Consider the following 13,762-nt stretch of genomic DNA (forward strand, 5'->3'; position numbering starts at 1 on the left):
TAACTTAGTTGAGTTGTTGGATAGTTAAATATTTATTCGATTATAGTAATCCAATTGTGCGTATCGGGCTCATTTCCATACTGTATAGCTCTCAATTTGTTGTATAGGAGAGTAGATGTTGGTCCGGCCTGTCCGTCTTTAACAAACGAATACGATTTGTTTTCTTCCAGATCATCAATACGCTCTACCGGACTGATTACCGCTGCTGTTCCGCAGATACCTGCTTCCTCAAAAGAGCTCAGCTCTGCTTCGGGAATGGGACGTCGTTCAACTGTCATTCCTAAATCTTTGGCCAACTGCATTAGGCTATCATTTGTGATAGACGGGAGTATGGATGTTGACTGAGGGGTTATGTATGTATTGTTTTTTATTGCGAAAAAATTGGCTGGTCCACCCTCGTCAATATATTTCTTTTCTTTAGGGTCAAGATATAATACTGCCGAATATCCTAATTCATGAGCTTTGTTTCCTGCAACAAGACTCGCGGCGTAGTTGCCTCCTATCTTATATGTGCCTGTGCCTAGAGGAGCAGCTCTGTCAAAACTTCTGAATATAACAAGAGGTGTAGGTTTGAAGCCTTCTTTGAAGTAAGGTCCTACGGGAGTAACAAAAACCACAAACAGATATTCTTTAGATGGTTTTACTCCTACTTGTGGACTGGTGCCTATAAGAAGCGGACGTATATATAGAGATGCTCCACTTTCGTATGGAGGAACAAATTTTTCGTTAAGCTTGACTGCCTTTAATACTGTTTCTTCAAATATTTCAATAGGAAGCTCTTCCATCATAATGCCTCGACAAGATGATTGCATACGTAATGCATTCTCTCTCATTCTGAAAATTCTGATTTTTCCATCTTTTCCTCTAAAGGCTTTTAGTCCCTCAAAAGCTTCCTGTCCATAATGCAAGCAGGTTGCAGCCATGTGAAGTTCGATAGTTTCGGATGAAGTTTCGGTAGGTGTACTCCATTTTCCGTCTTTGAAATAGCTCCGAACATTGAAGTCGGTTTTTAAATATCCGAAAGATAAATTTGTCCAGTCAATCGTACTCATATCTTATATTCTATTAATATTAACTCTAAATAATGATAATATGCGCGTGTTCCCCGAAAGCGTATTCACAAAAGTACAATTTTAGTTTAATTAGTTGATTGTTTTGCTTTAAATATTATTTGTATAAATGTTACTTACATATATTTTGCTTAGATATAGATTGAATCTATCAGAGATGTACTTTTGTTGGTATTTCTTTTGTTCATTAAAAAAAAGCTTTACTTTTGCATCGATTATGACAAGTGGACTTGATAATTTTGCCTTTCATTTGTCTTTTCAGTCTTATAATGTGTAGCCTTTTTGAATAATCACGTATATGAACTCTGCTTTATTTTTAGTTGTTTTTGTCACCGGACTAGTTTTAGTCTGTGCTGGTTTGGGTATGGCTATTTTGCTGTCTCCAAGTTCTTTTAATGCACAAAAGGGACAGGCGTACGAATGTGGTATACCAACAAAAGGAACATCTTGGATGCAATTCAGGGTGGGTTACTATTTGTATGCGATACTTTATTTAATGTTTGATGTCGAAGCGATCTTCTTATTTCCTTGGGCTAATGTTGTTCGGGATTTGGGAATGGCCGGTTTGTATAGTATATTATTTTTCTTGTTAATTCTAGGTTTAGGTTTAGCTTATGCCTGGAGGAAAGGAGCATTGCAATGGAAGTAAAGAACGTATATATAAAAGGAATACCTAATGAGGAATTCCGGGACAATGAATATCTTGAGAATTATGTTAAGGAACTTCAGGCGAATGGAGTCGGCATAGTTGTCGGTAAGCTGGATGACCTTATCAATTGGGGTCGCTCAAATTCAATCTGGCCTTTGGCTTTTGCAACCAGTTGTTGTGGTATTGAATTTATGGCAACGGCTGCAGCCAAATACGATATAGCTCGTTTCGGAATGGAGGTTACTCGTAATAGTCCCCGTCAAGCAGACTGTATTGTGGTGGCCGGTACGATTGTTCATAAAATGGCTCCTTTGTTGAAGCGTATATATGATCAGATGGCCGAGCCTAAATATGTTGTTGCAATGGGTAGTTGTGCTATTTCGGGAGGTCCTTTTCTTGATTCTTACCATGTGGTGAGAGGAATTGATGAATTTCTTCCGGTAGACGTATATATACCCGGTTGCCCACCTCGTCCTGAATCATTACTTTATGGATTAATGCAGTTGCAGCGTAAGATAAAGCTGGAGCGTTTTTTATTTAAAGTGAAAAAATAAATTCGAGAGACTTGTTCTTAAGAATGACAAATGTCGATAAACGATTAATTATAACAGGCTTTAGCCACGTTATTTACCAAAGCAATATAAAGGTCTGAGACCTTCAGAGATCAATGGAAAATATCAAGAATGTAATCTTAAATGCGGTACCCGAAGCAGTTATCGAAGACAAAAAAGTCTTAACCGTAACTGTGGAGTCGGACAAATTGCACCATTTAGCTAAAACGTTACGTTATAATGCTGAATTTCCTTTTGACTTTCTTGTCCAGCTGACAGGAGTAGACAGAGGTGAGATGCTGGGTGTGAATTATTTGCTGTCATCTTCTAAAGATTTATCAGTAGAAGTCCTTCTTAAAACAAGCACCGCAAATAGAGTAAATCCTTTATTGTATACCGTTACCGATTTATGGGCAACTGCCGATTTTAATGAAAGAGAAGTATATGCTTTATTGGGGATAAGATTTATAAATCACCACGATATGCGTAAATTTTTCCTGAATCAGGATTGGAGAGGTTATCCCTTAAGGAAAGATTATGATGCCGATCCGGCGTTAAATCCTGTTACGGTTGAAAGTAAGGATATGGTTGATACCGCTCCTCGTATTTATGAGACTCCTCAAGGTTTGAAAGAGGATGTTGTTAAAGTATTCGAGGATGATGATTATATTATAAACATTGGTCCGCAACACCCTTCAACTCACGGAGTAATGCACTTTAGAGTTTCTCTTGAAGGTGAAATCGTGAAAAAAATAGATGTTCACAGTGGATACATACATAGAGGTATCGAAAAATTAAGTGAAAATCTAACTTATCCTCAAATACTTCACTTTACAGATCGTCTAGATTATCTTTCTTCAAATATCAACCGCCATGCTTTGTGTATGTGTGTTGAGAAAGCCGCAGAAATAGAAGTTCCTCAAAGAGCACAATATATACGTACTATTATGGATGAATTGAATCGTATAGATTCTCACCTGATAGCATGGGGTACTTTGTGTATGGACTTAGGTGCTACCACTGCTTTTATTTATGGAATGCGTGAGCGTGAGCGTATACTCGATATTTTTGAAAAAACATCGGGAGGTCGTCTTATAATAAATTATAACGTTGTCGGCGGAGTAATGTTCGATATTCATCCCGATTTTCAGAAAGATATCAAGGCTTTCATTATCGAGATGAGAGAACGTTTAAAAGAATATGATAAATTAGTTACAGGTAACCCCATTATTATCGGCAGGCTTAAGGGAATAGGTATTCTTTCTAAAGAAGACGCTATATCATATGCTGTTACCGGGCCTGCAGGTCGTGCTTCGGGATTTGCTTGTGATCTTAGAATACATCATCCATACGCACTGTATAACAAAGTAACTTTCAAAGAAGTGATTCGTCACGAATCAGATTCATATGCCCGTTACTTAAATCGTTTGGATGAAATCGAAGAATCTTTACAGATTTTAGAGCAATTGGTTGACAATATACCTGACGGAGATTTCTTAGCTAAAGTAAAAGCTATTATCAAATTGCCCGAGGGAGAATACTTCCAACGAGTGGAAGCTGCACGTGGAGAATTCGGTGTATTTATTGAAAGCCGTGGAGATAAAACTCCATACCGCTTGAAATTCAGATCGCCATCTATGGCTTTAGTTTCGGCAATGCCGACACTTTGTGCAGGTGAGAAACTTTCGGATTTGATTGGTATCGGTGGATCAATGGATTATGTGATACCTGATATTGACCGTTAGGTCGTACCCTTTTGTCGAGTTGGATTAAGTAAATTATCCTATTTAATGATACATGAGTTATAACAAATTGTAGTTGTTATACTAACCAAAGCAATAAAGAGGTCTGAGACCTTTAATAGATTAGTTATTATATTTAAAGATATATGTTAGAACTTTCACGTTTGACTGCCTTAATCGATAGCTTACTTCGAGAAACTTGGGGATTATCTGAGTTTTGGGTGTTGTTTATCGAGTTTGTATTAGTAGGTGCTGCTTTATTGACAGCCTATGCAGTATTAGCTCTGATCTTGATTTATGTAGAACGGAAAATTACCGGATTTTTTCAATGCCGTTTAGGTCCTAATCGTGTAGGGAAATATGGTATGGTGCAGAGTGTTGCCGATATGGTAAAGATTCTTCTCAAAGAAATTATCCATATCGATAATGTCGATAAATTCCTTTTCTATGCTGCTCCATTCTTTATGATTGTGGCTTCTATGCTGACGTTTGGAGCTATTCCTTTCGGAAGAGGATTGCAAGCTGTCGATTTTAATATCGGAGTATTTTATGTAGTTGCTGTATCATCTCTTGGTATTATTGGCGTTTTACTGGCAGGATGGTCAAGTAACAATAAATATTCGATGATTGGTGCTATGCGAAGCGGTGCCCAATTTATCAGTTATGAATTGTCTGCCGGATTTGCTCTGATAACCATGGTTGTGCTATCGGGATCAATGCAGTTTTCTATAATTATCGAAAATCAAACGTATTGCTGGAATTTATTCAATGGTCATATTGCTTCTGTAATAGCCTTTGTTATATATCTTATATCGGGACATGCCGAAACAAACCGTGGTCCTTTCGACTTACCGGAAGCTGAATCGGAACTTACAGCCGGATACCATACGGAGTATTCAGGGTTGCAGTTCGGATTTTTCTATTTGGCCGAATATCTGAATATGTTTATTATTGCAGCCATTGCTACTACTGTTTTTCTTGGAGGCTGGATGCCTATCCAACTAAAAGGATTTGATGGTTTCAACGAAGTGATGAATTATATTCCATCTTATATATGGTTCTTCGGTAAAGCCGGATGTTTAGTGTTCTTAAGTTTATGGGTTCGATGGACATTCCCTCGCTTACGTATCGACCAGTTATTGAATCTGGAGTGGAAGTATTTATTGCCTATTAATATGTTTAATCTTCTGCTTATGGTAGTCATCGTATTGGCAGGTTTGACATTAGAAGATATATTTCCTAGTATATTTAAATTTATAGCTGAATAAAAATGAGTTCTGTATCACAATATTTTAAAGGTTTATTCCAAGGTATCGGCGGACTGCTTACGGGTATGTCTGTTACTTGGACAGAGCTGTTTACTAAAAAGATTACACAACAGTATCCTGAGAATAGAAAGACTCTGGTTATTTCGGATCGTTTCCGAGGCGAATTGGTTATGCCTCACGATGCAAATAATGAGCATGCCTGTACTTCTTGCGGTATCTGTCAGATGAATTGTCCAAATGGCACAATTGTAATAAAGTCTAAAACAATAGAAACAGAAGACGGCAAAAAGAAGAAAATTCTGGATGAATATTATTACAATCTGGGTTCATGTACATTCTGTAACCTGTGTGTGTTGACATGTCCTTCCGATGCTATCAAATTTGATAACACATTCGAAAGTTCGGTATTCACCAGAGGTAAACTGAATATGAAGTTAAATCAATTGGGATCGAAACTTCGTGAAAAGAAAAAGCCCGAGCCAAAACCTGTTGCAGAGAAACCTGCTGCAGTAGAAACAGCTCCGGCTGCACCTAAACCTGCTGCTGCACCGGCACCGGTAGAAACAGAAAAGAAAGAGAATATCACAAATCAGGATAGTGCAGACAGTGCAGCTTCTGATAATGTAACAAAAGAATAATAATCAAAATACGTAAAGGTTGATTATGGCAGAGTTTATTATATTTGGAGTACTAGCAATCGTAATTGTCGTTTTTTCATTATTGGCGGTTACCACTCAAATGATTATCCGTTCGGCAACTTACTTGCTCTTCGTATTGATTGCAACAGCAGGTCTGTATTTATTGATGGATTATCAGTTTCTTGCAGCAGTGCAAGTAGCGGTATATGCAGGCGGTATTATGGTCTTGTATATATTTTCGATATTGTTGACTAACGATCCCGGGATAGAAGTGAAATACGAAAAACCCGGTCGAATGATATTAGCAGCTCTTGTAGCTGTAGTTGGTTTGGGCATCTGTGGTCATATCATCTATTACAATGTTTCCCGCATTTATACATATGCAGATTCGGCGATAGATATGACTCAACTGGGTACTACCATGATGGGTACCGAGAAATACCAATACTTACTTCCTTTCGAAGCTATCAGTTTATTGCTTTTGGCTTGTATAATAGGAGGTATAATGATTGCCCGTAAACGATAACGGTCTCAGACCGCTTTGTAACAGGTTTGTTACAGAAAGAAAAAAGAGTTATATAGCTTAATAATATACAATTATGAATGAATTTCTAGTAGAAACCTTTTCCGTTCCCATGGAAGCATATTTGACTGTAAGTACACTTATGTTTTTTATTGGAGTATATGGTTTTCTGTCTCGAAAAAACATGTTGATGGTATTGATGTCAATGGAATTGATGCTGAATGCCGCAGACTTGAATTTTGTGATTTTTAACCGGTTTTTATATCCCGGTCAATTCGAAGGGCTTTTCTTTGCTCTGTTCTCTATTGCCATAGCAGCAGCCGAAACAGCCATTGCTATTGCCATTATCATCACTATATATCGTAATGTGAAGAGCGTATATATAGATGAGAACATAACAAACATGAAACACTAATAAGGTCGTTGACCTAATTTATAAAGAATAAATAACGATATAGATATGTCTTATACATTATTAATAATCGTACTACCGGCAATAATGTTCCTTATTCTGGGATTGTTGGGAGGAAAAATGAAACCAATCATTGCCGGAACTTTGGGTACCCTGTCTCTGGCGGTTATGACAGCATTGTCGTATTTTACAGCTTACGAATACTTTTTCAAAATAGGAAAAGGAGCTTCGGGAGCCTACGAAACAATAATGGCTGTTGAGCCTTACCAATGGTTGAAATTCACCGATAAACTGCATATCGATTTGGGGATCATGCTTGATCCTATTTCGGTAATGATGCTTGTTGTGATTACTACCGTTTCGCTGATGGTACACATATATAGTTTAGGCTATATGAAAGGCGAAAGAGGATTTCAACGTTACTATGCTTTCCTTTCACTGTTTTCATTCTCGATGTTAGGATTGGTAGTTGCAACTAATATCTTCCAAATGTATATATTCTGGGAGTTAGTAGGGGTTTCTTCTTATTCGCTTATCAGTTTCTACTATACTAAGCCTAGTGCAGTGGCTGCTTCTAAGAAAGCATTTATTGTAACCCGTTTTGCAGACTTATTCTTCTTAATAGGTATACTGATATTGTCTTATTACTCGGGAACATTCGACTTCCAAACATTAACGGCTTTGGATGCTCCCTATTTATCGAGCTTTGTTGGTGCTTCATTCTTAGGAATATCGGCATTAACTTGGGCAATGTTATTTATATTTATGGGTGGTGCCGGTAAATCGGCAATGATGCCTTTCCATATCTGGTTACCCGATGCAATGGAAGGCCCAACACCTGCCTCAGCATTAATCCATGCTGCAACGATGGTTGTTGCAGGCGTATTTCTTGTAGCACGCTTATTCCCGATATATCTTTTCGGTACACCCGAAGTTCTTACTATTATCGGATACGTTGGAGCAATAACCTCCGTGTATGCAGCTATTGTGGCATGTACTCAGACGGATATTAAACGGGTTTTAGCATTCTCAACTATTTCGCAGATTGCATATATGATTACAGCCTTAGGCGTATCGGGTTATTCCGGTCACGATGGATTAGGTTATATGGCATCTATGTTCCACTTATTTACACACGCATTCTTTAAAGCATTGTTATTCTTAGGAGCAGGAGCTATAATTCATGCTGTACATAGCAACGAGATGGACGATATGGGAGGATTGAAGAAGTTCCTACCAATCACGCACATCACATTCCTGATTGCATGTTTGGCTATTGCAGGTATTCCTCCATTTTCAGGATTCTTTAGTAAAGATGAGATTTTAGCTGCAGCTTTGCACCACGATAAGTTCTTGTTCGCATGCTTATTCCTATGTGCAGGTCTTACAGCATTCTACATGTTCCGTTTGTATTACAGAATATTCTGGAACGACACAAATAAACATTATCACCATGCTCCTCACGAAGCAGGTCCTACAATGACAATTCCATTAATTATTTTAGGAGTGTTTTCAATATTCTCGGGATTTGTTCCCTTTGCGGACTTTATATCAGCAGACAGAATGCCTTTCGAAGCACATATAGATATGGCTGTTGCCGTATCGAGCGTAGCTGTAGCCCTTCTTGGTATAGGAATCGCAACGATGATGTACTTCAAGAAAACGGATATGCCGGACAAAGTATCTAACGGAGTTGGTAACTTTTACAAATGGGCTTATCATAAATTCTATTTCGATGAATTATGGTTGTTCGTTACACGCAAAATAATATTTAACTGCATATCTAAACCTATTGCATGGTTTGACCATACTATTGTTGATGGCTTTATGAATGCTTTAGCTTTTGTAACCAATAGTACTTCGGATAAGATTAAAGGATTGCAATCGGGCAGAATACAACAATATGCCGGTGTTTATTTATCGGGAGCTTTAGTTATTGTTGCAGTCTTTGCTTTCTGTTTGGTGTGTTATATCTGTGGTTAAGTAATTATATATTTGACGAAAAATTAAAATTAAATAGGTCTGTGACCTCTTAAATAATAAAACAATGAATATTCTTTCATTATTTGTCCTGATTCCTGTTTTAATGTTGATTGCATTTATTCCATGCAAGAACATCAAACAAGTAAGAACTGTTGCTGTTTTAGGAACGGCTATTGAACTGATATTTTCGGTGGTCTTTTTATTTATGTTCTTAGGAGCAAGAGAAGCCGACCCAACCAGTGCAATGCTATTCCAACACGATATAGTTTGGTTTAAAGCACTCAATATTCATTACGCAGTAGGTGTCGATGGTATATCGGTATTGATGTTGTTGTTAACAGCTATCATTATGTTTACCGGAGTATTTGCGTCATGGAATATGGATCCGCTTCCTAAAGACTTCTTTATGTGGCTTACCCTGCTTGCTGTAGGAGTATACGGATTCTTTATTTCGCTGGACATGTTTACCATGTTCTTCTTCTACGAAATAGCTTTGATACCGATGTACTTGTTGATAGGTCTATGGGGTACGGGAAGGAAAGAATATTCGGCAATGAAACTGACTCTAATGCTGATGGGGGGATCTGCCTTTCTTTTAGTAGGGGTTTTTGGAATTTATTTCAACTCGTCCGAAACAGGTGAATATACATTTAATATATTGCAGATTGCTCAAAACAATGTTATTCCTGTAGAAGCTCAGCGATGGATATTCCCGTTGACATTCTTAGGATTTGGTGTGCTGGGAGCATTATTCCCATTCCATACTTGGTCGCCCGATGGTCACGCTTCGGCACCTACAGCAGTATCGATGCTTCACGCAGGGGTATTGATGAAATTGGGGGGATACGGATGTTTTCGTATTGCGATGCATTTATTGCCTGAAGCAGCAAGTGAACTTTCTTGGATTTTCTTAATTTTAACCGGTATAAGTGTTGTTTATGGAGCGTTCGGTGCAATTGCTCAAAACGACTTGAAATATATTAATGCATACTCTTCGGTAAGCCACTGTGGCTTGGTATTATTTGCTATCCTTATGATGAATAATACGGCAACTACAGGTGCTGTAATGCAAATGCTTTCTCACGGATTGATGACAGCATTATTCTTTGCATTGATCGGTATGATATACGGACGAACTCACACACGTGATATCAGACAATTAGGTGGTTTGATGAAAATTATGCCTTTCCTTTCGGTTTGTTATGTGATTGCCGGTTTGGCTTCATTAGGGCTTCCGGGGTTGAGTGGATTCGTTGCAGAAATGACTATATTCGTTGGATCATTCCAACATCAAGATATGTTCCACAGAGTATTAACCGTAATGGCATGTTCATCAATCGTGATAACTGCGGTTTATATACTTAAGGTTGTTGGAAAAATATTATACGGTCCCGTCGTAGATGACCATCACTTAGAGCTTACAGATGCAGTTTGGTATGAAAAAGTTGCAGTTGTGGGATTAGTTCTTAGTGTTGCCGGAGTAGGATTATTTCCCGGGTGGATCTCCGATTTAATTCATACATGCTTACACTAAAAATTGACGAGATGAAAACGATTGTAAAATTATTTTTTCTAATTGCATTTATATCCGTATCAGCTTTTGCTTCGGCTCAGAGCTTTAATATAGCAGAGTTAATAGATTTGGCTCCAAATGGAAAAGAACATTTCGAAAGTGTTGTCACAGCAAAAGGATACAACCATCAAGATAGTCCGGTAAGTGACTTATCTAATAACTTTATTTTTACTCATTCGGGAAACTCTAAAATAACATTGATTACTCCATCTTTTGAGAGCGATGTAAGAATGGTTTCTTGGGAGTTTAATTCTGCTGCTGTTTTCAATAGTTTGAAAAGTGAGTTAGTGGCCAATAAATACAGATTGAATAATACCGAAAGACGAAATGGTGGCAAATACGTGTCATTATTTTATTCAAGACCGGGTATTGAAGTTATATTGACAACAGATAAAACTGTTGATCCTAACGGTGTTTATATTGCTTCAGTAAAGTATACCAATGCAGCGAAGTATATTGTAAAATAAGGTCTGAGACTAGTTTGTAGCTTTATAAGAATTATTTATAACGCCTGTTAAAATTGGAAAATACTGTATAAACATTATTTTCCTGTACTTTAAATAAATAAAGAGATTTACGAAATGAATTTGAGCAATTATTTGTTGATGAAGCCCGAATTGTCACTTATAGTGGTATTTTTGTTATTGATCTTTTACGATCTATTTGCTTCTAACAACGCAAAAAAGTATTATTTCCCTGTAGCTTGTTTGCTATTTCTGGTACATACGGTTTACTGTTTCTTTATAGATAAAGGTGTTGCTACATCTTTCGGAGGAATGTATGTTTCGGGAGCGGCTCAAATAACAATGAAAAGCGTACTGAATATAGGTGTATTTCTTATATTTCTGCAAGCTAATGAATGGTTGAAAAAGCCTGAATCGATATTTAAACGCGGAGAGTTTTTTATGCTTTCGATACTTACTCTGTTGGGTATGTATCTGATGATATCTGCGGGAAGCTTTATGATATTCTATATCGGTTTAGAAACGGCATCATTACCTATCGCTGCATTAGTTGCTTTTGATAAGTATAAGAGTAATTCAGCAGAAGCAGGAGCTAAATATATCTTTAATGCAATATTCTCATCAGCCATAATGGTGTTTGGTATCTCGTTCCTATACGGAGCTTGTGGAACATTGTATTTTGAAGATATGGCTCAAAATATCTACTCATCACCATTGGTGATTATGGCTATGATATTTTTCTTATCAGGATTATTCTTTAAAATATCGTTGGTTCCCTTCCATTTGTGGGCACCCGACGTATATCAGGGAGCACCCACCAATGTTACACTTTACTTGTCGACAATATCAAAAGGAGCAGCAGTGTTTGCTCTGATGATTATTCTCTATAAAGTATTTCCTGTTTTAGCAAGTGTATGGCAACCCATTATATGGATACTTATCTTGTTGACTATAACAGTCGGTAACTTGTTTGCTCTAAGACAAAAGAATTTGAAGCGTCTGCTTGCATTCTCTTCGATCTCTCAGGCAGGTTATATAATGTTGAGTGTTTTCTCAGGCTCATCAGCAGGTATGGCAGCCACTATATTTTATGTGTTTGTTTATGTTTTCTCTAACTTGGCAGCATTCGGAGTTATTTCAGCCATTGAAAACAAAACAGGTAAAGTGAATATGGATGACTATAAGGGGCTTTATCTAACTAATCCGAAATTGGCTTTAGTGATGATGATCTCTATGTTCTCATTGGGAGGTATACCATTTACAGCAGGATTCTTTAGTAAATTGTTTGTCTTTATGGCAGCAATGGAATCGGGTAATCCATGGAATACTGTATTGGTATTCTTAGCATTGGTTAATACAGTAGTGTCATTGTATTATTATTTGCTTGTTGTAAAAGCGATGTTTATAGAGAAAACCGATTCGCCAATCGAAACTCTGAAAACTGATAGCTATTTGAAGATATCGTTGGTCGCTTCGGTCGTTGGAATCTTCTGTGTTGGCGTTATTAGTTGCTTCTATGAGTATATTAATACAGTAAGCTTTGGTTTTTAACAATATTTGTTCAAAATAAAACTAATTCGATAAACACTTAGTCTTAACTTTGCGTTTATCGAATTAGTCGTTTATAACAATCGATATATACTTATTTTGACAAAGTGATAAATAGGTTTTGGAACTTAATCCTCTTTTGAAATATGAATTTATTTATTTTATTACAATCTGTTACTACAAATCTGGAACAAGTAGCGCCCGCATCAGCTGAAAACTACTTCAGTCTGATACTTAAAGGCGGTTGGGTTATGTTACCTATAGCTATTCTTTCGATATTAGCTGTTTACTATATTATTGAACGAACTTTGATTATCAGGAAAGTAGGAAAGTCCGATTCGATTTGGCAATCACGCATCGTTGAACTTATCTCAGAGAATAAGATTGAACAAGCTCTTAAATTTTGCTTTGAGAAGCCTTATATTCTAGGAAAAGTGATTTCTGCCGGATTAAAGGAGAAAACAGATACCATCGAAGAGATAGAAGAAACGATGGAGGTTGAAGCCCGTCAACAAGTTTCGAAGCTAGAGAATCATATGAATTATTTAGGTATAATTGCTTCCATAGCTCCCATGTTGGGATTCTTAGGAACTATCTTCGGGGTAATCAATATCTTTTACAATATTTCTCAAACAGCAGACTTAGATATTGCAACCATCTCCGATGGTTTGTATCAAAAGATGATATGTTCGGGAGCAGGTCTGCTTGTAGGTATCGTTGCTTATGCGGGATATTATGTTTTAAACGGTAACATCGATAAGATCGTTACTAATCTGGATAGAGATTCCAACGAAGCATTAAGAGCTATCAGAATGTATAAAAAGAACCAAAACACAATGAATCTTTCAAAGGATTAATGTGTTTTTTAAGAAGTGCTAAAATTGGGTCTGAGATGATGACCTTAAGAGCCGAAAAAATATGAAGATTCAACGTCGTAAAAATAGAGCCGCAGAGGTTTATACAGCATCACTGAATGACATTATGTTTTTCTTATTGTTGTTCTTTCTTATTGTTTCAACAATGGTGACTCCTGCAGCTATCCGTGTTTTATTACCCAATTCGTCGACAGCCGAAAAAGTTGCCACTAAAAAAAATATTAATCTGATTGTTACCTCAGATCTCACTTATTACGTAAATGATAAGCAAGTGCCTTTTGAAGCACTTGAAGGAGAATTAGCGAATACAATAGGAGAACGTCAGGAGGGAGATGATGTTAATGTGCTTTTACAGGCTGATAGAAGTCTTAATTTACAGGATATTATTAATGTAATAGATATCGGGAATAAGCTTCGTGTAAAGATGGTACTCTTTACACAAAAGGATTAGAACTAATCTGCCTGT

General features: G+C 37.2%; 13 protein-coding genes and 1 pseudogene. 13 read left to right on the plus strand and 1 reads right to left on the minus strand.

The genetic code is table 11. The annotated features are described in order from the left end of the window. Positions 1 to 32: 32 nt before the first annotated feature. Positions 33 to 1,052 (minus strand): branched-chain amino acid aminotransferase, encoded by a 1,020-nt coding sequence (locus G7051_RS08405; protein WP_166199544.1) that lies wholly within the window; start codon positions 1,050 to 1,052, stop codon positions 33 to 35. 316 nt (positions 1,053 to 1,368) lie between these two features. On the opposite strand from G7051_RS08405, the gene G7051_RS08410 reads away from it, so the two are divergent. From G7051_RS08410 to G7051_RS08470, 13 genes and pseudogenes are all read left to right on the plus strand, one after another. Continuing rightward, positions 1,369 to 1,719 carry an NADH-quinone oxidoreductase subunit A gene (locus tag G7051_RS08410; protein ID WP_166113651.1) on the plus strand — a complete coding sequence of 117 codons (351 nt, stop codon included), beginning with the start codon at positions 1,369 to 1,371 and terminating at the stop codon, positions 1,717 to 1,719. Then, complete coding sequence (locus tag G7051_RS08415; protein ID WP_166113653.1) at positions 1,710 to 2,273, plus strand: NADH-quinone oxidoreductase subunit B; 564 nt, start codon at positions 1,710 to 1,712, stop codon at positions 2,271 to 2,273. The genes G7051_RS08410 and G7051_RS08415 overlap by 10 nt, the downstream gene beginning before the upstream one ends. Before the next feature lie 113 nt (positions 2,274 to 2,386). Beyond that, entirely contained in the window at positions 2,387 to 4,015 is a 1,629-nt protein-coding gene (locus G7051_RS08420; protein WP_166199546.1) for an NADH-quinone oxidoreductase subunit D, read from the plus strand. 143 nt (positions 4,016 to 4,158) lie between these two features. Continuing rightward, positions 4,159 to 5,280 carry an NADH-quinone oxidoreductase subunit NuoH gene (gene nuoH, locus G7051_RS08425; protein WP_166199548.1) on the plus strand — a complete coding sequence of 374 codons (1,122 nt, stop codon included), beginning with the start codon at positions 4,159 to 4,161 and terminating at the stop codon, positions 5,278 to 5,280. 2 nt (positions 5,281 to 5,282) lie between these two features. Next, positions 5,283 to 5,753: pseudogene (locus G7051_RS08430) on the plus strand (4Fe-4S dicluster domain-containing protein); the annotation flags it as partial. A 190-nt stretch (positions 5,754 to 5,943) separates the two neighbouring features. Then, a complete protein-coding gene (locus tag G7051_RS08435) occupies positions 5,944 to 6,444 on the plus strand; it encodes an NADH-quinone oxidoreductase subunit J (protein WP_166113665.1) in 501 nt (166 codons plus the stop codon). A 73-nt stretch (positions 6,445 to 6,517) separates the two neighbouring features. After that, positions 6,518 to 6,856: an NADH-quinone oxidoreductase subunit NuoK gene (gene nuoK, locus G7051_RS08440; RefSeq protein WP_166113668.1), complete on the plus strand. Its 339-nt coding sequence runs from the start codon at positions 6,518 to 6,520 to the stop codon at positions 6,854 to 6,856. 45 nt (positions 6,857 to 6,901) lie between these two features. After that, positions 6,902 to 8,836, plus strand: coding sequence for an NADH-quinone oxidoreductase subunit L (gene nuoL / locus G7051_RS08445; protein WP_166113671.1), 1,935 nt, complete (start codon positions 6,902 to 6,904; stop codon positions 8,834 to 8,836). Positions 8,837 to 8,900: 64 nt separating this feature from the next. Continuing rightward, a complete protein-coding gene (locus G7051_RS08450) occupies positions 8,901 to 10,370 on the plus strand; it encodes a NuoM family protein (protein WP_166113674.1) in 1,470 nt (489 codons plus the stop codon). Positions 10,371 to 10,381: 11 nt separating this feature from the next. Next, entirely contained in the window at positions 10,382 to 10,876 is a 495-nt protein-coding gene (locus G7051_RS08455) for a hypothetical protein (RefSeq protein WP_166199552.1), read from the plus strand. Positions 10,877 to 10,990: 114 nt separating this feature from the next. Beyond that, positions 10,991 to 12,424: an NADH-quinone oxidoreductase subunit N gene (locus tag G7051_RS08460; protein WP_166199554.1), complete on the plus strand. Its 1,434-nt coding sequence runs from the start codon at positions 10,991 to 10,993 to the stop codon at positions 12,422 to 12,424. A 143-nt stretch (positions 12,425 to 12,567) separates the two neighbouring features. Beyond that, positions 12,568 to 13,278, plus strand: coding sequence for a MotA/TolQ/ExbB proton channel family protein (locus G7051_RS08465; RefSeq protein ID WP_166199555.1), 711 nt, complete (start codon positions 12,568 to 12,570; stop codon positions 13,276 to 13,278). Positions 13,279 to 13,339: 61 nt separating this feature from the next. Further along, entirely contained in the window at positions 13,340 to 13,747 is a 408-nt protein-coding gene (locus G7051_RS08470; protein WP_166113686.1) for a biopolymer transporter ExbD, read from the plus strand. The last annotated feature ends 15 nt before the right edge of the window (positions 13,748 to 13,762 follow it).

This window comes from Dysgonomonas sp. HDW5B (genome assembly GCF_011299335.1).
GTDB lineage: Bacteria > Bacteroidota > Bacteroidia > Bacteroidales > Dysgonomonadaceae > Dysgonomonas_A.

Coding starts and splice junctions, on each gene's coding strand:
- G7051_RS08405 (WP_166199544.1), bottom strand. CDS start 1,052: ATGAGTACGATTGACTGGACAAATTTATCTTTCGGATATTTAAAAACC.
- G7051_RS08410 (WP_166113651.1), top strand. CDS start 1,369: ATGAACTCTGCTTTATTTTTAGTTGTTTTTGTCACCGGACTAGTTTTA.
- G7051_RS08415 (WP_166113653.1), top strand. CDS start 1,710: ATGGAAGTAAAGAACGTATATATAAAAGGAATACCTAATGAGGAATTC.
- G7051_RS08420 (WP_166199546.1), top strand. CDS start 2,387: ATGGAAAATATCAAGAATGTAATCTTAAATGCGGTACCCGAAGCAGTT.
- nuoH (WP_166199548.1), top strand. CDS start 4,159: ATGTTAGAACTTTCACGTTTGACTGCCTTAATCGATAGCTTACTTCGA.
- G7051_RS08435 (WP_166113665.1), top strand. CDS start 5,944: ATGGCAGAGTTTATTATATTTGGAGTACTAGCAATCGTAATTGTCGTT.
- nuoK (WP_166113668.1), top strand. CDS start 6,518: ATGAATGAATTTCTAGTAGAAACCTTTTCCGTTCCCATGGAAGCATAT.
- nuoL (WP_166113671.1), top strand. CDS start 6,902: ATGTCTTATACATTATTAATAATCGTACTACCGGCAATAATGTTCCTT.
- G7051_RS08450 (WP_166113674.1), top strand. CDS start 8,901: ATGAATATTCTTTCATTATTTGTCCTGATTCCTGTTTTAATGTTGATT.
- G7051_RS08455 (WP_166199552.1), top strand. CDS start 10,382: ATGAAAACGATTGTAAAATTATTTTTTCTAATTGCATTTATATCCGTA.
- G7051_RS08460 (WP_166199554.1), top strand. CDS start 10,991: ATGAATTTGAGCAATTATTTGTTGATGAAGCCCGAATTGTCACTTATA.
- G7051_RS08465 (WP_166199555.1), top strand. CDS start 12,568: ATGAATTTATTTATTTTATTACAATCTGTTACTACAAATCTGGAACAA.
- G7051_RS08470 (WP_166113686.1), top strand. CDS start 13,340: ATGAAGATTCAACGTCGTAAAAATAGAGCCGCAGAGGTTTATACAGCA.